The 20,291-nt window shown below is 46.7% G+C and carries 16 protein-coding genes and 1 tRNA gene; 9 read left to right on the top strand and 8 right to left on the bottom strand.

Translation table 11 applies throughout. The features are described from left to right. Nucleotides 1–91: 91 nt before the first annotated feature. The 7 genes from ACTHY5_RS05575 (at nucleotide 92) to ACTHY5_RS05605 (ending at nucleotide 8,113) form a co-directional block, all read left to right on the top strand. The gene (locus tag ACTHY5_RS05575; protein ID WP_441877570.1) at nucleotides 92–1,546 is read left to right on the top strand and encodes an AAA family ATPase; all 1,455 of its coding nucleotides are present in this window, start codon (nucleotides 92–94) and stop codon (nucleotides 1,544–1,546) included. 3 nt (nucleotides 1,547–1,549) lie between these two features. Continuing rightward, nucleotides 1,550–2,983, top strand: coding sequence for a vWA domain-containing protein (locus tag ACTHY5_RS05580; protein ID WP_441877573.1), 1,434 nt, complete (start codon nucleotides 1,550–1,552; stop codon nucleotides 2,981–2,983). 18 nt (nucleotides 2,984–3,001) lie between these two features. Continuing rightward, a complete protein-coding gene (locus ACTHY5_RS05585; protein WP_441877576.1) occupies nucleotides 3,002–3,406 on the top strand; it encodes a group II truncated hemoglobin in 405 nt (134 codons plus the stop codon). A 114-nt stretch (nucleotides 3,407–3,520) separates the two neighbouring features. Further along, nucleotides 3,521–4,627 (top strand): tRNA 2-thiouridine(34) synthase MnmA, encoded by a 1,107-nt coding sequence (gene mnmA, locus ACTHY5_RS05590; RefSeq protein WP_441877579.1) that lies wholly within the window; start codon nucleotides 3,521–3,523, stop codon nucleotides 4,625–4,627. Next, the gene (gene hflD / locus ACTHY5_RS05595; protein WP_441877581.1) at nucleotides 4,624–5,247 is read left to right on the top strand and encodes a high frequency lysogenization protein HflD; all 624 of its coding nucleotides are present in this window, start codon (nucleotides 4,624–4,626) and stop codon (nucleotides 5,245–5,247) included. The genes mnmA and hflD overlap by 4 nt, the downstream gene beginning before the upstream one ends. A gap of 99 nt (nucleotides 5,248–5,346) precedes the next feature. Beyond that, the gene (purB, locus tag ACTHY5_RS05600; protein ID WP_441877584.1) at nucleotides 5,347–6,714 is read left to right on the top strand and encodes an adenylosuccinate lyase; all 1,368 of its coding nucleotides are present in this window, start codon (nucleotides 5,347–5,349) and stop codon (nucleotides 6,712–6,714) included. Between the two features lie 256 nt (nucleotides 6,715–6,970). Continuing rightward, complete coding sequence (locus ACTHY5_RS05605; RefSeq protein ID WP_441877587.1) at nucleotides 6,971–8,113, top strand: ribosomal protein uL16 3-hydroxylase; 1,143 nt, start codon at nucleotides 6,971–6,973, stop codon at nucleotides 8,111–8,113. Between the two features lie 28 nt (nucleotides 8,114–8,141). Here the strand turns inward: ACTHY5_RS05605 and pdxH are convergent, their stop codons facing one another. Together pdxH and tadA are read right to left on the bottom strand one after the other, a co-directional pair. Beyond that, on the bottom strand, nucleotides 8,142–8,792 hold the full coding sequence (gene pdxH / locus ACTHY5_RS05610) for a pyridoxamine 5'-phosphate oxidase (protein WP_441877590.1): 651 nt from the start codon (nucleotides 8,790–8,792) through the stop codon (nucleotides 8,142–8,144). 222 nt (nucleotides 8,793–9,014) lie between these two features. Continuing rightward, a complete protein-coding gene (tadA, locus tag ACTHY5_RS05615) occupies nucleotides 9,015–9,503 on the bottom strand; it encodes a tRNA adenosine(34) deaminase TadA (RefSeq protein ID WP_441877591.1) in 489 nt (162 codons plus the stop codon). A gap of 180 nt (nucleotides 9,504–9,683) precedes the next feature. Between tadA and ACTHY5_RS05620 the strand changes: the two genes are divergently transcribed. Then, nucleotides 9,684–9,760: transfer RNA gene (locus tag ACTHY5_RS05620), tRNA-Pro, on the top strand. 495 nt (nucleotides 9,761–10,255) lie between these two features. Beyond that, nucleotides 10,256–11,560, top strand: a complete 1,305-nt coding sequence (locus tag ACTHY5_RS05625) for an AAA family ATPase (protein ID WP_441877594.1) — start codon at nucleotides 10,256–10,258, stop codon at nucleotides 11,558–11,560. Between the two features lie 72 nt (nucleotides 11,561–11,632). Here ACTHY5_RS05625 and ACTHY5_RS05630 read toward each other — a convergent pair whose 3' ends face one another. The 6 genes from ACTHY5_RS05630 to ACTHY5_RS05655 form a co-directional block, all read right to left on the bottom strand. Beyond that, nucleotides 11,633–14,755, bottom strand: a complete 3,123-nt coding sequence (locus ACTHY5_RS05630; RefSeq protein WP_441877596.1) for a type III restriction-modification system endonuclease — start codon at nucleotides 14,753–14,755, stop codon at nucleotides 11,633–11,635. Between the two features lie 7 nt (nucleotides 14,756–14,762). Next, nucleotides 14,763–16,202 (bottom strand): Fic family protein, encoded by a 1,440-nt coding sequence (locus tag ACTHY5_RS05635; RefSeq protein ID WP_441877598.1) that lies wholly within the window; start codon nucleotides 16,200–16,202, stop codon nucleotides 14,763–14,765. Nucleotides 16,203–16,205: 3 nt separating this feature from the next. Continuing rightward, the gene (locus ACTHY5_RS05640; RefSeq protein ID WP_441877601.1) at nucleotides 16,206–18,143 is read right to left on the bottom strand and encodes a site-specific DNA-methyltransferase; all 1,938 of its coding nucleotides are present in this window, start codon (nucleotides 18,141–18,143) and stop codon (nucleotides 16,206–16,208) included. Nucleotides 18,144–18,189: 46 nt separating this feature from the next. Next, a complete protein-coding gene (locus tag ACTHY5_RS05645; RefSeq protein WP_441877604.1) occupies nucleotides 18,190–18,333 on the bottom strand; it encodes a hypothetical protein in 144 nt (47 codons plus the stop codon). A 79-nt stretch (nucleotides 18,334–18,412) separates the two neighbouring features. Next, nucleotides 18,413–19,072 carry a DUF4391 domain-containing protein gene (locus ACTHY5_RS05650; protein ID WP_441877607.1) on the bottom strand — a complete coding sequence of 220 codons (660 nt, stop codon included), beginning with the start codon at nucleotides 19,070–19,072 and terminating at the stop codon, nucleotides 18,413–18,415. A 6-nt stretch (nucleotides 19,073–19,078) separates the two neighbouring features. Then, the coding region (locus tag ACTHY5_RS05655) for an ATP-binding domain-containing protein (protein ID WP_441877610.1) at nucleotides 19,079–20,291 on the bottom strand (1,213 nt) is incomplete at its 5' end.

Here is a 20,291-nt window from a genome sequence, read left to right on the forward strand (position 1 = left end):
CTATTTCTTACAGCTTAGCGCTTAAAGCCGCCCGCCTTTTTGGGTACAATCGTAAAACACTTTTAATACAATCAAATGACAGGTCTGACACATGGCGACAAAATCCCGTATTGCAGCACTTATCACCCACATGCAGCAAGGGCTGCTAGAGCGGGATACGCCAGCCAGACTGGCCTTGCTCGCCGCGTTATCAGGTGAGCACTTATTATTACTTGGCCCCCCGGGCACAGCTAAAAGTGAAATGGCGCGTCGTCTGCACACCATAGTTGATGATAATCGCTACTTCGAACGCTTATTAACGCGCTTTTCGGTACCCGAAGAATTATTTGGCCCCCTGTCTATTAAAGCACTCGAGCAAGACCGCTACTTACGCCAAACCAAAGGCTATTTACCCGAGTCTGCCATTGCCTTTATTGATGAAATATTTAAAGCCAACAGCGCCATTCTTAACAGCCTGCTTACCCTGCTCAATGAGCGTCAATTCGACAACGGCAGTGAACGTGTAGCCGTACCGCTTATTTCGGTCATTGCCGCCAGTAACGAGTTACCAGAAAGTGCCGAACTCAACGCGCTATACGACCGTTTTTTACTGCGCTTTCAAGTTAACCCCATTAACGATGATAGCTTTACCCAGTTGCTCACCTTAAACCACAGCTATCAAGCCCCCGATGACTCACAACGCTTAAGCCAAGCCGAACTGGACGCCATTCGCGACGGCGCCAACCAACTTGAGTTATCCGATGCACTGATCCGTTTATTACATAGCTTGCGGACCTTCTTGGCCGAGCAAGATATAACGATTTCTGATAGACGCTGGCGCAAAGTGATAAAACTTATCAAGGTATCGGCTTTTTGTAATGGTGAAACGCAAGCTGGGCTCTTTGATGCTTGGTTATTACCGCACTGCATGTGGCAACAGCCCGAGCAATTTGCAGTTTTAAATACATGGTTAAAAGAGCATATTGCCGCAGACCCAGGCTTTAGCCCAACGCTAATGGCCGAATTAGTAGATAGCTGGCAGCAACGATTAGATCAAGATGGCGACCCTGTGCTTCCTGCACTCAACGAACAGGGCTACCAACTGTATTTAGACGAGCAAGGCCAGCCCGTCACAGAAGCTCAAGGTCAGCGTCAGCGCACCAATGAGAAAGGTGAATTGTTATATCATCAGCCGCGCTTAACTAACTCTCGCTTTACCGGCGATGAAATTCGTAATTTAGGCGGCCACCTTGATCAATACCAGCCTATTTTAGAGTCTTATCAACGTCCCACAGCCTTGCAAGCTAAAGCCTGGCCCGCGGCACACATTGAGTCTCGTTTACGCCAACTTGACGAGCGCATTGCCGAGCTAACGCAATATTTAAGCTGGCTAGATCAACAACTGACAGACTTACCCGAGCGCTTGCGCCAGCATTTGTGGTTAGAGCCTGAGCTATCAGCACAAATACAGCAGCAGTTAACGCAGCAACAAAAACAATTAACCCAGCAACAAGCGCGCTTGCAACAGTTGCACGAGGGCTTTGCTGCCCTACCGGTTGAGGCGTAATTGATGGCTGCCCCATTACCTCCTGGACTGGCGCCTTTATCCGCTCTGCCCGAAAACTTGTTTTCACTGGTGGTGACTCATTCTTTGGGCAGCCTTTTGCCCAGAGCCACTTGGGTGCAGCAATTATTGGCCAGACTCGACAAAGGGCAACTAGCTCCCCCTGCGCACTGGCTAAACACCAGTACCGAGCGTCGTATTCGCCAGTTACTGGCCCGCTCTGGTGCCTTGCTATATAGCGAACAAACTCCCGAAGTGGCACAAGCTGTGGTGCAAGATATTTTGCTAACGCTTGAGCACGTTGAGCTGGCTTGGCCTGCCACCGCTAACGGGCTAACCTTGCATCAGCCAAGCTTAGATAAAGCCACAGCTCAACAAAAAGCCCGGGCTCGCCATACTCGCGATGCCCTTAATAAGCTTGCCAAGCAGTGGGAGCACAGGGTGAGCTTATGGCAAAGTATGGATCAAGTAGCGGAAGAGCTAGGTGTGGCACCGGCGATTGGGACCGATCAAAACAGTGGCGAGCTAAGAGACAGAGCTTGGTTTGACTTATTACGCTTAAAGCAGTGGATTTCAAACATTCAGCCTTTACAGCGCTTATTGCAACAATTGGGTCAGCAAAGACCCAGCCCTGAGCAAAGTGCTGACATCAGCCAGTTACAGCAAAAAATGAGCCCCAACGAAAACGGCCTGCAAGAACGAAAAATACCCGATGTGCCTATGGAAACCGACGGTATAACTCGCTCCGACAACCTCACCCGCATGTTGCCCATAGAAGCCGCTTTTATGGGGCACTCGGTATTACACATGCTGTGGCACGCCCGTCGCGCCGAACAAGGTCTGCTCAGTTATGCAGTAGCCGGTGTTATGCCCATTGATGCTGGCACCGACTGGACAGCCCCGCGCTCTGGCAAGGGCGAAGGCACAGGCCAAGGCTTGCAACAAGGTCCTATTATTTTATGCCTAGATACATCAGCCTCTATGCATGGCCTAGCCGAGCAAGTGTCTAAAGCCTTGGTATTAGAGGCGCTGAGTGTGGCTAAACAACATAACCGCGCCTGCTTGGTATATTTATTTGGTGGGCGCGATGAACTGCTCACCTTAGACAATCAAGACTTAACGCTCTCCGAGTTACTGGATATGTTACGCGGCTCTTTTAGTGGTGGTACCGATGTTAACACCCCCTTATTAGCCGCCTTACAACGGTTAAAACAACAGGCCTATCAGCAAGCTGATATATTGCTGGTGAGTGACGGTGAGTTTCAGGTAAGCCAAGAATTACAACAACAAGTTGAACAGGCTAAAGAGCAACAAGGGGTACGCGTATTTGGCTTACAACTTGGCTACGCGACGGCACTGCACGCTATGCAGCAATTGTGCGACCCGATACAGTTATTTAGTGACTGGAAAACCCTAGAGCAAGCTGCCCGCTTGCAATAACCCCAAAAGAGCTGATAAATGACAACTCCCGAGACCTTTGGTCAAGCAAACCACTCTTATCTGGCCGCAGGGGGCGAAGCTGGGCTACAGCAATTAGCCGCCGACTTTTATCACGCCATGAATACCCGCGACGACGCCGCCATTATTAGAGCCATGCACCCAGACTGCCTTAAAGAAAGCACCGATAAACTGGCTCGCTTTTTAGCCGGCTGGCTAGGCGGCCCTTCTTTATATCGTGAAAAGTATGGCCCCATCAGTATTCCCCGTGCCCATGCCCATTTAGCCATTGGCTCAAGCGAGCGCGATGCTTGGCTGGCCTGCATGGCACAAGCCTTAGCACAACAAGACTATAGTCCCTCATTTAAAGCCTATTTATTACAGGCGCTCAGTGTTCCTGCTGAACGTTGCCGCACCCAAGAGTAAACGTGAATTAGGCTGTCTCATAAAATAGCGTCATTGAATTATGGGGATAGCCTCCCGCTAGTGGCGTTTGTCTGGTAAAATGGCGACCGTTTTGCAATCAGGTGACGGCGAGTAATGAGCGATAACAGTCAATTAAAAGTGATTGTCGGCATGTCCGGCGGGGTAGACTCTTCAGTTTCAGCCTATCTGCTACAACAGCAGGGCTATCAGGTGGAAGGCCTGTTTATGAAAAACTGGGAAGAAGACGATACCGATGAGTATTGCTCTGCCGCCGAAGACTTAGCCGATGCACAGTCGGTATGCGATAAACTGGGTATTGAATTACATACCATCAACTTTGCGGCCGAATATTGGGATAATGTATTTGAGCACTTCTTGGCCGAATACAAAGCCGGTCGCACGCCTAATCCTGATATTCTGTGCAATAAAGAAATCAAATTTAAAGCGTTTTTAGAATTTGCTGCCGAAGATCTAGGCGCAGACTACATTGCCACCGGCCACTATGTTCGTCGCAGCTTTGGCGAACAACCGCAAATGCTACGCGGCATTGATGGCAATAAAGATCAAAGCTATTTTTTGTATACCCTAAGTAGCGAACAAATAGCCAAAAGCCTGTTTCCGGTGGGCGAGCTAGAAAAGCCCGAAGTACGCCGCATTGCCGAGCAGCTCGAATTAGTGACCGCTGGCAAAAAAGACTCCACAGGGATTTGCTTTATTGGTGAGCGTAAATTTACTGACTTTTTAGCTCAGTATTTACCCGCACAGCCAGGCAAAATTGAAACCGTTAACGGCGAGGTGATTGGTGAGCATCAAGGCTTGATGTATCACACCTTAGGCCAGCGTAAGGGCTTAGGCATTGGTGGTTTAAAAAATGCCAGTGACGATCCTTGGTATGTGGTCGACAAAGAGCTGGATCGCAATGTGTTAGTGGTCGCCCAAGGCGATCACCCTCGGCTGTACTCTAAAGGCCTAATTACACGCCAATTACACTGGGTAGACCGTACGCCAATCAGTGAGGCTTTTCGCTGCACCATAAAAACCCGTTATCGCCAAACCGATATTCCCTGCTTAGTTGAGCCCCAAGGTGACGACACCCTAAAAGTCACTTTTGATACGCCGCAAGCTGCGGTCACCCCAGGGCAATCCGCGGTATTTTATGATGGCGACGTCTGCTTAGGGGGCGGAATAATAGAAACGCGTTTTAATGAGGAGCCAGTGTGAGCCACAACCTTGAGAATCAAACTCTCGCTTTTGCCGGTATTTGCCAAGCAGCCCATTTAGTACAGCAGGTGGCCCGCCAAGGCAGCATTGACAATAAAGCCACCTTAACGGCAACCTTAAACAGTATTTTGGTGACCGACGCCGAGCAAACCGCCGATGTGTATGGTGGCCAAGACCAGCTGACCTTAGGCTATCAAACCATAGTGGATCAGCTAAGTAACAAGAGTGCCCGTAAAAATGCCGAGCTCACCCGTTATTTAGTGGGCATAGTGGCGCTAGAGCGCAAGCTTGCCAAACGCCAAGATCTTATGGCGATGTTGGGCGAGCGCATTAACCAAGTAAAACGCCAGCGCCATCATTTTGAATTACTTGATGACCAAATATTAGCAAGCCTTGCCAGTATCTATAGTGATATTGTGAGCCCCATAGGCCCGCGTATTCAAGTGGCGGGAAACCCCACTTATTTACAACAAACACCCGTGCAACACCAAATTCGCGCCCTACTACTGGCGGGCATTCGCAGCGCCGTACTATGGCGCCAGCTTGGCGGTAAACGCCGGCATATTTTGTTTGCACGCAAGCAATTAGTGGCCAGAGCCCAGTCTGCACTACGCAAGTAAATCACATTGTTATTTTGTTTAGCATAATGTTTATCTGACAGCTTACAGCTGATAGCTTAACGCTATGCATTACCCCCCAACGTTCAGGAGTTGTTGTTCATGGAATTGTCTGCATTAACGGCTATTTCTCCGGTTGATGGCCGCTACGGTTCAAAAACCCAAGAATTACGCACTATTTTTTCCGAGTTTGGTTTATTGCGTTTTCGCGTAGAAGTTGAAGTTCGCTGGTTGCAAGCGCTAGCCGCTAATGCCGACATTGTTGAAGTCCCTGCACTATCAGATGAAGCCAATGCGCTACTCGACAGCATTGTTGCCAACTTCAACGAAGCCGATGGCCAACGCATTAAAGACATAGAAAGTGTGACTAATCACGACGTAAAAGCCGTGGAATACTTTCTAAAAGAAAAAGTAGAAGTCTTGCCGGAGCTGGCCGCCGTGAGTGAGTTTATTCACTTTGCCTGCACCAGTGAAGACATTAACAACAACGCTCACGCCCTTATGCTAACCGCCGGTCGCGAACAGATAATTGTGCCTTATTGCCAGCAGTTAATTGACGCTATCAAAGGCCTAGCTGCCCAGTACCGTGACGTACCCATGTTAAGCCGTACTCATGGTCAGCCAGCATCCCCCACCACTTTGGGTAAAGAAATGGCCAACGTGGTGTATCGTCTTGAGCGTCAGTTAAAACAGATTAAATCAGTTGAAATGCTGGCCAAAATCAACGGTGCCGTGGGTAACTATAATGCCCACGTATCTGCCTACCCAGAAGTTGACTGGCAGGTATTTGCCGAGCGCTTTGTTACCAACTTAGGGCTCGACTTTAACCCCTACACCACTCAAATTGAACCGCACGACTATATTGCCGAGCTGTTTGATGCCGTAGCGCGCTTTAACACCATAGTATTAGACTTTGACCGTGATATTTGGGGCTACATTTCAATTGGCCACTTTAAGCAAAAAACCGTGGCTGGCGAAATTGGTTCAAGCACAATGCCGCACAAAGTTAACCCCATCGACTTTGAAAACTCCGAGGGTAACTTAGGGCTAGCTAACGCGATTTTTAATCACTTATCTGCCAAATTGCCCGTTTCCCGCTGGCAGCGAGACTTAACCGACAGCACAGTACTGCGCAACTTAGGTGTGGCTGTGGGTTACTCTGTGATTGCTTACCAAGCCACCCTTAAAGGCATTAGTAAGTTAGAAGCCAACCCTGACGCGTTAGCGGCGGATTTAGATCAAAACTGGGAAGTATTGGCCGAGCCAGTACAAACCGTGATGCGTCGCTACGGCATTGAAAAGCCTTATGAAAAGCTAAAAGAGCTAACCCGTGGTAAGCGCGTTAACGCCGAGGGCATGCGCACCTTTATCGACGGCCTAGATCTGCCAGAAACCGTTAAAGACGAGCTGAAACTGCTGACGCCCGCCAACTACATTGGCAAGGCTATTAAGCTTACCGACGAGATTTAAGGCATAGCGCCCGGCGCCCAGCACCAAGCGCCTAGCTAAAAAAACCGAGCCCCATACAGGCTCGGTTTTTTGTATCAAAAGCCATACCTCTTACGCTGTACGCCGCAAACTAAAGATAACCACCGCCTATTATTTAGCTTGGTGCTGGGCGCTTGGTGCTTGGCGCTCGACGATGCTTTTCCAATCTATCATTCTCGGCTGTGCCTTGGCATAATAGCCGCTCTTTTCATGCTTTCTTTTACCACCGCAGGTTGCCATGCATAGCGCGCTTACTCTTGATATTAATGACTTTTTGACTCATTACTGGCAAAAAAAACCGGTACTGATCAAAGGTGCCTTCCCTGACTTTGACGATCCCTTAAGCCCAGATGAATTAGCAGGCTTAGCACTGGAATCAGAAATAGAGTCACGTCGGGTGTGGCGAGCCGATGCGCGCTGGCAGGCAGAAAGTGGCCCCTTTGACAGCTACGACCATTTGGGTGATAAAGACTGGACCTTACTGGTGCAGGCCGTTAACCAATGGCATCCGGGGGTGCAAGATATAGCCGATGCCTTTCGCTTTATTCCGGGCTGGCGCTTTGATGATGTAATGGTAAGCTTCTCCACCCCTGGCGGTGGCGTTGGCCCGCATATCGATCAATATGGGGTCTTTATTATTCAGGGTGAAGGCACACGCCGCTGGCGCGTAGGCCTTAAACAAGAGCTAAAGCAATTTGCCGCTAACGGCGCTTTACGCCACTGCGAAGCTTTTGACGCTGAAATAGACGAAATACTGACCCCAGGCGATATGATCTATATTCCGCCAGGCTGCCCGCACGAAGGCTACGCCGAAACACCAGCGCTTAATTATTCAGTGGGCTTTCGCGCCCCCGATGCGCGTGATTTAATCTCAGGTTTTGCCGATCATCTGCTGGCTCACGAAGTGACCAGCCGTCGCTTTAATGATGCCGACATGCCGGCCTGTAGCGCTCATGGGCGCATTGATCACGCTGTGCTATCACAAGTTAAAACGTTAATGGCAGAGTTATTAGAAGATCCCGAACAGTTAGCCAATTGGTTTGGTGAAATGATCTCAGATGCCAAGCACGATTTAGATCTTGAGCAGCCTGACCCTGCCTACAGCTTAGAAGAATTAGTCTTGCGCATGGATAACGGTGATCACCTATACCGTTTGGCTGGGGTTCGCTGCTTTTACATGCAAGATGCTGAGCAGGTCTTTTACTTAGACGGTGAGCGCTATCAATTAGCCGAGTCCGATCGTGAAGCCATTAGCTTGCTGTGTGATCAGGCGCGCATTTGCGGCCCAGAAGTCGCTTGCTTAAAGCAACCCCAGGCCTTATTAGAAGTATTGCTGCCACTGGTCAATCAGGGCTATTGGTACTTTGAAGAAGAAGAATAACAATGGAATAACGCGCCAAGCGTCCCCTTTAGGGAGCTAAACGGCTTATCGACCAACAGGCGGCTTCACCCTCGCCTGTTTTATCTTGATAAATAAAACGGTCATGTAGGCGGTTGGCGCCCCCTTGCCAAAACTCGATTGAGTCAAACTTAACCCTAAAACCGCCCCAAAAGCTGGGCAAGGGCACCTCACCGCTGGCAAATTTTTGTTTCATTTCCAAAAACTTACCCTCTAACACCCCACGTGCCGAAATGCGTGTTGATTGCTGTGACACCCAAGCGCCAATTTGGCTGTCTTTGGGGCGGCTACTAAAATACTTCATCACCTCTAGCGTAGAAAGGCGCTCTACTTGCCCAGTCACATGCACTTGACGCTCTAGATCATGCCACGGAAACAATAAGCTAACCCGCGGATTATGCGCTAACTGGCTGGCCTTACGACTGCCCATATTGGTATAAAACACAAACCCTTGTTCATCTAAATGCTTTAACAACACAATACGCTGATACGGCTGCCCTCGCTCATCGACGGTTCCCACCACCATGGCGGTAGGATCCCCTATTTCTGCGGCCACCGCTTGCTGCATCCAAGTTTCAAACAAATCGAGAGGGTTATCCGGCAAGTGTTTGCGACGTAAGCCGCCTTGCAAATATTCACGCCGATAGTGGGCCAATTCCATACAGGTATATCTCCTAGTTGACGAACACTTATTGTGCTCGCCATCTTCACTATTGGCAAGCCGCACCCTGCGGTGATGAACAAACTTCAACAGCCATAAACAAGCGTTTTACTACAAAAAAGTACAAAAATGACTCCGACCCTTTTTCGGGTGAACAAGCATCAAAAGGTTCAAATTAAGCGGCTTTGCTATAAAAAATGCAAAAATGACTCCGACCCCTTTTTAGTTTTGTTCTTGCTTGCGGGCGGCTTTTTTCTCGGCTCGGCGACGCTTAAAAAAAGCACTCAACTGAGCGGCACACTCATCCGCCAATACGCCCGATTGCCAAGCCACCAAGTGGTTAAGCCCAGGGGTTGCCAATAATTGCAATACCGAGTCGAGCGCCCCTGTTTTGGCATCACTGGCACCATATACCACCCGCTGAATACGACTGTGCACCATGGCACCTGCACACATCATGCACGGCTCTAATGTGACATATAGCGTGCAATCGAGCAGGCGATAATTACCCAACACTTGGCCGGCCTGTCGCAGTGCCATAATCTCAGCATGGGCGGTGGCATCATGGCTACCAATCGACTTATTCCAGCCCTGCCCAATACACTCCCCCTTATGCACCACTAGCGCCCCCACAGGGACTTCATTTTCTTGTTCCGCTTTAGCCGCCAGCACCATGGCTTGGCGCATCCAGTATTCATCTTGCTCTGTCATAATGTTGTCTTTTGTTGGCTTAGCCGAATAGCGGGCTATTATCTCAGAACGCGGAAGTGGCGCAAATACTGTTTTAATCGTTGAAAAGGCCACACTTTGAGTAAGAAACCAGCAACCGAGCTTAAATAACCAAAATCAGCTTGCAGCTCTATCAGCAGCTCGATATAGTTAGTCTCGATTCGGCGTGTAGCGCAGCTTGGTAGCGCACTAGCATGGGGTGTTAGGGGTCGGAGGTTCGAATCCTCTCACGCCGACCAATCAAATCAACAACTTAGGTCACTTCTTAGAAGTGGCCTTTTTTGTATCTAGGCTTTAAGTGCTTTCTCGTGGCCGCTTGGTGGCCGTTTGCCAGAAGCTTACACCTCATTAAGCAATCTTTAGTAAGCGCCAGCACTAGTATATAACAGTGACTCCCTTATCTGCTGATCCTTTTCTTCGTTCACACATTTAACTAACTATATCTATATCAAGAAAACTTCTTGCTAACCCCAAAAGAAAACAATTCTCAATCTCATCTTGAGGTTATCATAACTAGAACTAGGTATACCCTTTCAAGGTAAACTAGCAACCATAGATCTGCACTCGTTAATGCGACAGTCAGATACCTAGTGTTTACTGCTACCAGAGCCATAGACGAGCGCCTTGACTGAGTTTTTTGCTTTCAACAATATGCTAGACTCACCAGCTAAACTCTTAATAACGATTGAACATTCAGACGGCCTGCCTTCACGCTGTATGTCAGCGGGAGAAGTATGAAGTTAACTAAGCTGCATCTGCAAAACTACCGACAATTTGAAGACTTTGAAATCGACTTTCATCCTGAGCTGACCGTCATTGCTGCACGTAATGGACAGGGTAAAACGACAGTACTAGAGGCTATAGCTGCCGCCCTGGGCCCGTTTGTCGGTGCCTTTGATATGGGTAAGTCTGAAAATATAGCTCGTGCTGATGCGCGTTATAGTGCAATAGGCAACGGGTTTGAGAATGAGCAGAACTTCCCTGTGATTATTGATGCGGCAATGAGTACACCAGCCATACAGTGGCAGCGTGCTCTAAATAGCCCTAAGGGACGCACAACAATTAAAGACGCTGCACCACTCGCTGATTGGGGCAAAGAACTTCAGGTAAGCCTAAGAACTGAAGCAAATATTGAGCTGCCTATAGTTAGCTACTATCCGTCAAGCAGGTTGTGGGTAAACCATAAAGAAGCGCCAGGTAAAGCAGTAATCAGTGGCAGTCGTACGTTGGGCTATGAAGATTGCTTATCTTCCTCTTCTAGCTTTAGACAAATGCAACGATGGCTAAAAGATGCCACTGGCTCAGCTCAACAAGAAAAGGAATTTAAAGGCTATGAGCAATCTAATTTAAAACCGCGATTAGAGGGCATTCAAAATGCGGTAAACCAGGCCATGAGTGAAGAAGGTTGGAGCGAGTTTCATTATAGCTTTGCGCACCAAGAGCTAGTGATGTGGCATGCTGATCATGGATTGCTACCAGTAAGCTTATTGAGTGATGGCGTACGAGCGATGATCTCCTTGGTGGCAGACATTGCTTTTAGGTGTGCTCGTTTAAATGGTCACTTGCAAGAACGAGCACCTGAGCTAACCAAAGGCATTGTAGCTATTGATGAAGTCGACCTGCACTTACATCCCGCTTGGCAGCAAGGTGTACTCTCTTCTTTACGCAGTGCTTTCCCAAACATTCAGTTTATTGTGAGCACCCATAGCCCCCAGGTTTTATCATCCGTTCACAAAGAAAACATTCGCACCGTAGGCCGTAATGCTGAAGGTAAATTTGTAGCTGAAATACCTTTGGTACGCAGCTATGGTGAGATCAGCAGTGATGTACTAGAAACCATCATGCTGGTTGCCCCCTACCCGCCTATCGCTGAACGAAAAAACCTGGATCGCTTGGTTGAGTTAGTTGACCAAGGCGATTACCAAGAGACAGAAGCTTATTCACTGTTTGAACAACTCACTGCTTCCTTAGGTAGTAACCACCCTGCATTAGTCCGCTTACAGCGTAGTATCCAAAGGCAGGAGGCACTTAAAAAGTAAAAGCAGCAAAAAGCTTATAAAGCATACAGAGGCCGTATCTCTATATGCTTCAATTTAAATGTAAAGTATCTTCTACCCCACCAAGTCCATTAGCTTCTCGTAACTATCAACCACTTCGTACTTAACGCTTGGGTCGTTCTGCTTTGCAGCAAGTTCAATAAAGAACTTTTGAGCGCACTGAATTTTACTTTTTTCTAGCTCACGTAGATCCATGCTAGACATGCTACCTTTGGTTTCAGCAACAAAATAAATGTGCTTCACTGTACCTTCTGTAAAGGCGATAGCCCAATCTGGGTTGTAGTCACCGACCGGGGTCGGTATTAAGAAGCCGCGCGGTAATTTAGCGTAAACCGCCACTTCAGCACTCGTTTCTAGGGCTGCGGCAAAGCGCTTCTCAGTGTTCGAGTCAGTTACTACATAATCGTAAACATGTTTACTCAGTTTTTCTGTAGCCTGGCTAAAATCTTGGCCTGCTTGCGTTGCCGTGAATATTTCACTGCTTTCGTATACCTGTTCGGTCAGATTATAAGTAAGGTGCTCAATAACTGTGGTCGCTTTTTGCTCTTTAATGAGACGGCTAACTTCACTGATAAAGTGCTCAGGATTTTGCTGAAATTGATAAAACTTGTCAGGGCTCATTTTCGATAAAATTTGTGCCACGGTTTCGCGTGTCAGCTCTGTATTTTCAGCAACTTTACCCAGCAGGTCATATTTAACCGTCGAGAAAATTGGTTTGTTTTCATCAGACCTGCGGTTCTCTTCGACCTCGAAGGTGTCACCGCGGCCTAAATCTTCTCCGGTAAAGTTCTTTCTTTGCATGCCCGTCTGCACACCGTACTGCAACACAGTAACTTGTAATTCTTTGTTCAACACCGCAATCGACTTTTTAACCAGCTCAGCAGAATCAAAGTCGACACGGTAAACGGCTTTACGGTTAATTTTATCCCACAGATCCTGAAATTCCTTTTTAAAGAAGTTCTGGTCATTACGGGAGTTAACTTTGGTTGCCCGGTCATCAGGAATATGTGGTAAAGCTTCGTTCGTCAATACAGAAGCAATCAACCCTTGCACTTGCTCAGCAATCAACTCTAGGTCTGCAGGCAAAGCTGCCAACGCGCCATGCGCATGATCTTGGTGATATTGCTCAGTCAGGTTATCTTCTTCATCAACATAGTCATTTTTAACAAGATAACGATGGATCTGCCTTGCTTGAAGTTCAGTAACCTCATATAACCCTTGAGCTGTTTGGAGCACCTTACCCTTAAAGTAATCTTCACTTGCCTTACGTGGGCGAGCAGCCAGCTCTTCAAGCATCTCTTTTTGTAGGCCATCTACAAAGCTGCTGTAGCTCTCGTTAGCAACTACTGTGAGTATATTGATGTCATGTACTTCGTCTGATTTATCCATCCGCTTACCGGTTTTATCAACGGCAATACGTAAACCTCGGCCCACTTCTTGACGACGTGAAATGGTATTAACGTTTTCAGTCTGCTTAAGCATGCACAGCACAAATACGTTAGGGTTATCCCAACCCTCACGCAGCGCTGAGTGAGAAAAGATAAAACGAGTGGGTTCAACAAAGGACAACAAACGCTCTTTGTCTTTCATGATCAGATCGTAAGCATCCACATCGTCAGACAAGCCAGTTTTTTTAGCTATTTTAGGATCAACTAACTGACTCTTACGTTTGTCGATAGAAAAATAACCGTTATGAGTTTGTTCTGTGTCTATCCCCCGTAAATAGTCACGGTAGGCATCATTATCCAGTGCCAGCTCTTGTAGGTAAGCATCCACAGCATCCTGATACTCTTCTTCAAACATCCGAGCGTATTCACCTTTCTCGTCATCTTGGCTGTAGTCACGGTACTTGGCTACTTCATCGATAAAGAACAAGCTAAGTACTTTAACGCCTTGGTTGAAAAGACGTTTTTCCTTCTCTAAATGCGCATTAATGGTTTCGCGAATTTGAATGCGGCGCATCTGCTCTTCACTCACATCTCCTTGCACATCACCGGCTTTCAGAACTACGCCATTGGTAAACTCAAGGGTATCCGCCAGTGCATCAATTTGTGCCACTACATAGCGGTCACTGTAGGCATCTAGCCCACCAGATACATCAAACAGATTGTCGCCTTGGCGTATGCGTTTTACTTGGCGCTTAATGGCGCCAGATTTGAGTTGCACCTGCATATCCAGCTGTGCCACTGGGCTTTGCTTAGAGATCTCAATATTCTGTAAATACAGATAAGCCGCACTGCCGGCAATACCACGCGCTTGAATACCGCGTACGGCAATTTTCTTTACCAGCTTGTTGTTATACGCATCCACCGCATCTAGTCGGTGCACCACATTGTGTACGGTTTTATGGGTAGCGGAATAGCGTAAAATAAATAGCGGCTCAAATTGAGGTAACGCCTTAAGGGTGGCTGCACCTTCCATTTTCTGAGGTTCATCGAGGATCAGAATAGGCCGGTTAGCTTTGATCACATCAATGGGGCGACGAGATTGAAAGTTATCCAGTTCTTCATAGATACGTCGGTTATCTGCACCAGTGGCGTTAAACGCCTGAATGTTCATCACCATAATGTTAATGCCAGAGTCACTAGAAAAGCTCTCTAATTCATGTAGGCGTTTAGAATTATAGGTAAAGAATCGGGCTTTTTTGTGATACTGCTCGGCAAAGTGCTCTGCGGTCATTTGCAATGACTTTTGCACCCCTTCACGGATGGCTATGCTGGGTACCATAATGATGAACTTGCTCCAACCAAACTGCTTGTTCATCTCAAAAATAGTCTTAATGTAGCAATAGGTTTTACCAGTACCGGTTTCCATTTCTACATCTATATTGAGTGCGGCCCCCGGCTTGTAGCTACTCGGCATGGCTTTGCCAGTCATGTCGGTGTAGCCGTCTATACGAGCAGATTGAAACAAGTTCTGTTGCTTTTGTAAGGCTTGAATATTATCGAGCAGTTCTTTTGTAGTTAGGCGAATATCTTGGTTACGAAAACCATGCTCAGCCGTGCTAAATTCTGACTGGTCATAATGCATCGTCTGTTGAGCTGGATGGGTAGCTTTAACCGTGCCCGGATCGATTTTATAGCTAAAAGCATCTTGATAAGGCTGACCGGTAAAGCACTCCAGCACAGCTTCTACGGCAGCAGTTTGATAGGGCTGAACCTTAAATTGTATTTTCATGTTTTTATTATTCCTTAGCTTTGCTCAATAACTGCCGCAAGCGAGACTTGCCTTGTTCTGTAAGCTGATAGGTTTGCTTGGGACTGGTGGGCGTTGCTGGTAGCGTCATTTCAATTAACTCTTGCTGCAATGCAGGATAGAGATAATTAGCCCTAAAGGTAGGCCTGTGCTTTAAATCAAGAGCAGCCTGTAACGCTTTGGGGCCAAGAGCATGGTGCTGTAATAAAAGAAGTAGGCGATCTACTGCGTTAAGTTCAGCGGCTGGGTCGGTAGCTGGGTCGGTAGCTGGGTCGGTAACTGGGTCGGTAACTGGGTCGGTGACTGGGTCGGTTATCAGGTGATCATGACTAAAATGGAAAATCGTCCAAAAATCCCCCCCTAGCACTTCCCACTCAGGCGCGGGTGTTCCTGCTTGCTCGCATGCTTTCACAATACGTTCAATACCACGGCCCCAAGATTCAATTAACCCTGAGCGAAAAAAAGTATTCGCGATATCTGGGTTAAATGGCCGTGAAGAGTGCTTATTCAGTAGCGTTTCTATCGTCCAATTATCGGGTAACACGCCTGGGTTCCAAATCATCAGCTTGTCGGGATACACACTAATTTGAATGGGGGTCGCGCTGGCGTAGTCTTTATGCACTACCGCATTAAGTAATGCTTCTCGCAGTGCTTCTAGAGGCACAGGAAAGCGCTCTTGCCTTACTATGCCGTCATAACTGATAATAGCTTTAAAGTACTTAAGCTTAAGCACCTCAATGGTATTAAATACTTGGTCAAATAAATTGCCATGCACTTCGTCATGATGCAGTAAATTGGCATGCTCATCGCTGAAAAAGCCAATTTTGATATAAGCATTGGTGACTAAACATTCAGGATCGGGATGAAAAAGTAGTACAGCAGCCCGTTTTAACTGTTGCTGATCGACCAGACGTAATTTTTCTAGCAATGACAGATCGCTGTCTTGCAAGGCGGCCTCATCTAATCGACCATTATGTACCGCCATGCGTTTAAAGCGGGCAATAGTAGGCTCATGCAAATCAGCCAGTTCAGGTATTACTACAGTGACCGCATCCCAGCGCAAACCTTGTTTTTTTAATAAAAAATGATCTAGCGCCGCCCCTTTAAGTTCCTGTTTAGTACTGCCAGTGCGATAGTGGTATTCACCTTTATAGCTGATGGGGTAAGCAAAGGCGGGAACGACAATCTCAATCACCTCATGCTGTTGGTGTTTGACCAAATTTACTTCCACCAAAATGCCCAACACATCTCGTACCATATTGGGTAAGTCTTCTAATAACTTAGGTGCATTACTCAAACCCACGGCTTGCCCCGAGTCGTTCACTCCCACCAGCAAAGTGCCACCGTTGGCATTAGCGAAGCCGCTAATCCACTTTAGGTATTCATTTTTCCACTCGCGCTTAAACTCTAAGTGTTGAGACTCTTGCATCACTTAAATGCTCTTCACTTCGGTGATTGGTGAGCGCTGTTTAAAAATTTGCGTAGCGTTAACTTTTACCGCGTCTGTCGCAAAACCGGTGTCGCGGAATACAACGCGCAGGGGGTTAAGCTCAGCCAAGTCATTGATAAGAGCCTCGCTGATATCTTGCTCAAAGCAAGCGGCCAGCGCATTGTCGTCAACAATAAACACTTCTTTGCCTTGCATGGTTTCACGGCGAATGGGTAGCGTTAAATCCACACCCCAATCTAACAGCACTTGGAACAGCAAGTCTTCGCTGCTGCGGTCAGGCTTAATGTTATCGACGCTGGAAAACAGGTCGTCTTGCGACAGTTGCTGCGGCTGGTAATACACATCTTGCATATTGGAGGTGTCGACTTTTAGTACGCGGAAGCCGATGTCTTGGTTCCAATCCTCGTGGCATTCGCCTTCAAGGATTTGCTTACCTGCACGACGGATGCGCTCTTTAGAGATTTCAGCGATGGTTTTATAACCGGCTTTATAGGCTTCATGTTTTTCATCCACCGCTTCGGGGAGCTGCACCATTATGAATTTACGATTACCGCCGTCTTCTGCGTTGAGCTGCATTACGGCATGCGCGGTAGTTGCAGAACCTGCGAAAAAATCTAAAACAGTGTCATTTTTATCTATACCTAACCTACAGATATCTTCCAGCAAAGGTCTTGGCTTAGGAAATGACATAACATCAACACCGAACAATCTTTTTACTTCTTGTGTGCCATTTTGATTGTTATAACCTTTTAAATCCCACAGACTTTTAAACTTCCTAGTTCTCTCTTCATAATTTTTATTCAGGTAATCTTTGACAAATATATCGTGTTCCATTCTACGTTCAATTAATCGAGCAACTAGCTTATCAAGATCTTTTACGCACCTATCTTTGCCCCACATCCACCTACCATCACGTCTATCAGATTTTCGAGGATATACAGCTTCCCACCCAGAGCATGGCGTAAAAGATATTTTTTTTGTTTCTGGACAAACATAGATAGGAAAAAACATATCTGGTCTATCTTCTCGATAAGATGCAGCACCACGCTGACGTAAACCTAGTAATCGGTAAGGTTCACCATTCTCATCAGTGAAATTAAACTCTTCTTTTTGCTTGTCAGTGAGAGGCATTCCAAAAACTGTTGCTGTATTTATATCTTTCGCCCAAACCAATAATTTGTCATGCACGTTGGCTATATATGTATCTGATTGCCTTCCTCTTGGGTTACTTACTATAGTGCACTCAGCAATAAAGTTTTTCTCTCCAAGCAGTTCATCGCAAATCTTTTTCAGTCCATGAACTTCGCCATCATCAATACTGATAGCTATGACCCCGTCATCTTGAAGTAAATTACGTGCTAACTTTAACCGAGGTAGCATCATACTCAACCAGTCTGAGTGAAACCGTCCTCTAGACTCAGGGTTAGAAACCAAATGATTACCCTGTTCATCCTTCTGATTAGAGCGCTGCAAAAACTTTTCAGTACTTTCAGCAAAATCATCCTCATAAACAAAATCCTTCCCTGTATTATAGGGCGGGTCGATGTAGATCATTTTGACTTTGCCAAGGTAGGTTTCTTGTAGCAGTTTTAAGGCATCTAGGTTATCGCCTTCAATAAACAGGTTTTCAGTGTCGTCGAAGTTAACGCTTTCATCACGGGCTGGGCGCAGGGTTTTGGCAATAGGTGCATTAGCAGTCAGCATGGCTTTGCGCTTGCCGGGCCAATCTAAACGATAGCGCTCTTGTGGGCCTTCAACGATGTTGGCGGATAGCTCTTGGCGCAGCAGATCAAAATCCACCGCTAACTCAAGCTGGCCTTGGGCGTTTTGACGTTCAGTAACGCAGTTGGGGAAGGCCATTTGTATCTTGGCAAGGTTATCTTGGCTTACATCCTTACTGTGCATCTTGAGCTTATCCATTTAGGTGTTCCTATAAATTAAAACGAATTTGTGTGGTTGTGGTTAGCTAGCTATCGACTGATAGGGCCGACTTCCACTTTTGCAATTGCCAGCGCACGTAACGAGTCGCTTTTCCTGCGCCGGTTGCTTGTATCTCTTGTGCTGTAACTAGTCGCTGTAATAAGCGAGCAGCTTGTGTAAGTGGCGGCATAGTTCTGCCGCATCTGCTTGCTTAATACTGCCGTGCTTATCTACATAGTTAAGCATCATTTGCTTATGCTGGATCGACCTTACATCAGCAAAGCGTCTCGTGCGTGTTTCGCTGCTTTCAGCTGCTTGTTAAGCTCTAATCGCTTATTAAATTGCGTTGATTTTTTTAGTAGTTGCGCTTCTAACTGCTGTATAGTTTTCGCTAGTTTATCAAGCCGAAGACTGCGCGCCAACGCTGCACTGAGGCTTTCACCAGTCAGTAACGGATAGGGTAACAGCGTTGCTAAAAGTTGCTGGTGTAAATGCAAAAAATCTCGGCTAATAGGTAGTGCTTGGCGTTCAGCTTTAGTGTTCAAAATAGGCCCGTATAGATAGCGGCTACAATGAATAGTGCCACTCGTATTTTGCTGTTTAAGGCAGGCAATAGTTTGTACGCCAGTCGCGCTATGCACTTCAAATATAAGAGCACTAGGAATGGCTTTATCTAGGTATTGCAACACACTCTCGTTAACTTCTTCTGCCTGTGGCTTCAATCGCAGTTGGAAAACTTGAACTTCAGGTACATCGGAACTGGCCTTTATGTTCAGCGTGTCTGGCGCCAGTTTATGAGCCCAGATAATTTTCTCAACCTGCTGAGTTAGTAGTTCACGCTGCTTACTACTGGGGGACACATTCTTATAGAGTGCGCTTTTAGGCAGTGCGCGATCTAGACGTGTCGATTCAGGGTAGATAAAGAGCATAGTTAATTACCCTAAGCGCCAGTGGGGCTGGAAGAGATCTTTAATCCCTGCTATTTTTTCTGGAAATTTATCATAGCAAGTTACACCAAGATACGTTGCAGCTCGAGTTATTCCGACATACAAGTACTTATCAAAAAGCTCTGGGTGATGCTTGGCAAGCTCGTCAATCCCGATATAAAAAGCGGCCTCAAATTCAAGTCCTTTAATGTGTTTAATGTCAAACACTCTCACATCGTTGTCTTGACCAACAGACTGACCCTGTAGACATGCCACCACACGCAGGTTGTGCTCTTCTAGCTTATGCTGCAAATGCTCAGTGACAGGAAGTACATCCTCTTCACTATTGACAAAGATTGCCACTGATGGAAAGGAATTTAAGGCCTTTTCAATATCAATAATACGCGCAGCTAGCCAATCGGTTAGCTCATCTAACTTACTCGCGCCCTCCAGTAATGCAGGTGCGACGCCCTCGTTATTTATATTCTTAGGCAACTCAGCCGCTCGTACATCTTCACCTGAGATATTCAATAGCTGATTAGCTAGTTCATTAAGTTGGCGACTCTGACGGTAAGTGATATTAATCAACTCCACTTTTATACTAGGCACTACCCAAGCCATTTGATCTACCGTGCGAGCTCCCCAGGTGGTTAAGCGTTGGTTAAAGTCACCACAAGCAATAAAAGAGTTAATTTTAGGGTTAGCTAACGCTGCCATACAAGCCAGCTGTATGGGAGAAAAGTCAGCAGCCTCATCTACGAGTATCTGATTTTTAAAGCGGTAGACAATGTTAGATAAGGCTTCCCATGACGAGCTACCTAAGGCTCTCTGCACGCTTCTTCTATCATATAGCTTACGTGCTAACCTTAAAAAGGTAAGCAGTATAATATCTAACTCCAGCGGATGAAGCTCTACAGCCTTAAACGATTTATCAATATACCAGAGACCCTCTTTAGATTTTTCTTTACGAAAAGCACGGTAGCGTTGCGGTATTCTATTAAAGTAAGTATTAATAGGGTTAGAAAACTTTCGTAACGTTGATTGTTCAATTAGCCTTAGGCCTAATTCATTCCTAGTTTCTTCATCAAAATTACGTTCTCCAAGCCATTCAATTATCTTAAAATTTAGTGACTGTTTGTTAATTCGCCTTTTACTTGCCGTAGAGCGTGCATGTACACGCAGCACTTTCATATATCTAGTTAGTGCAGCTTTAGCATCTACA

This window comes from Oceanisphaera sp. (genome assembly GCF_052084945.1).
Lineage (GTDB): Bacteria > Pseudomonadota > Gammaproteobacteria > Enterobacterales > Aeromonadaceae > Oceanimonas.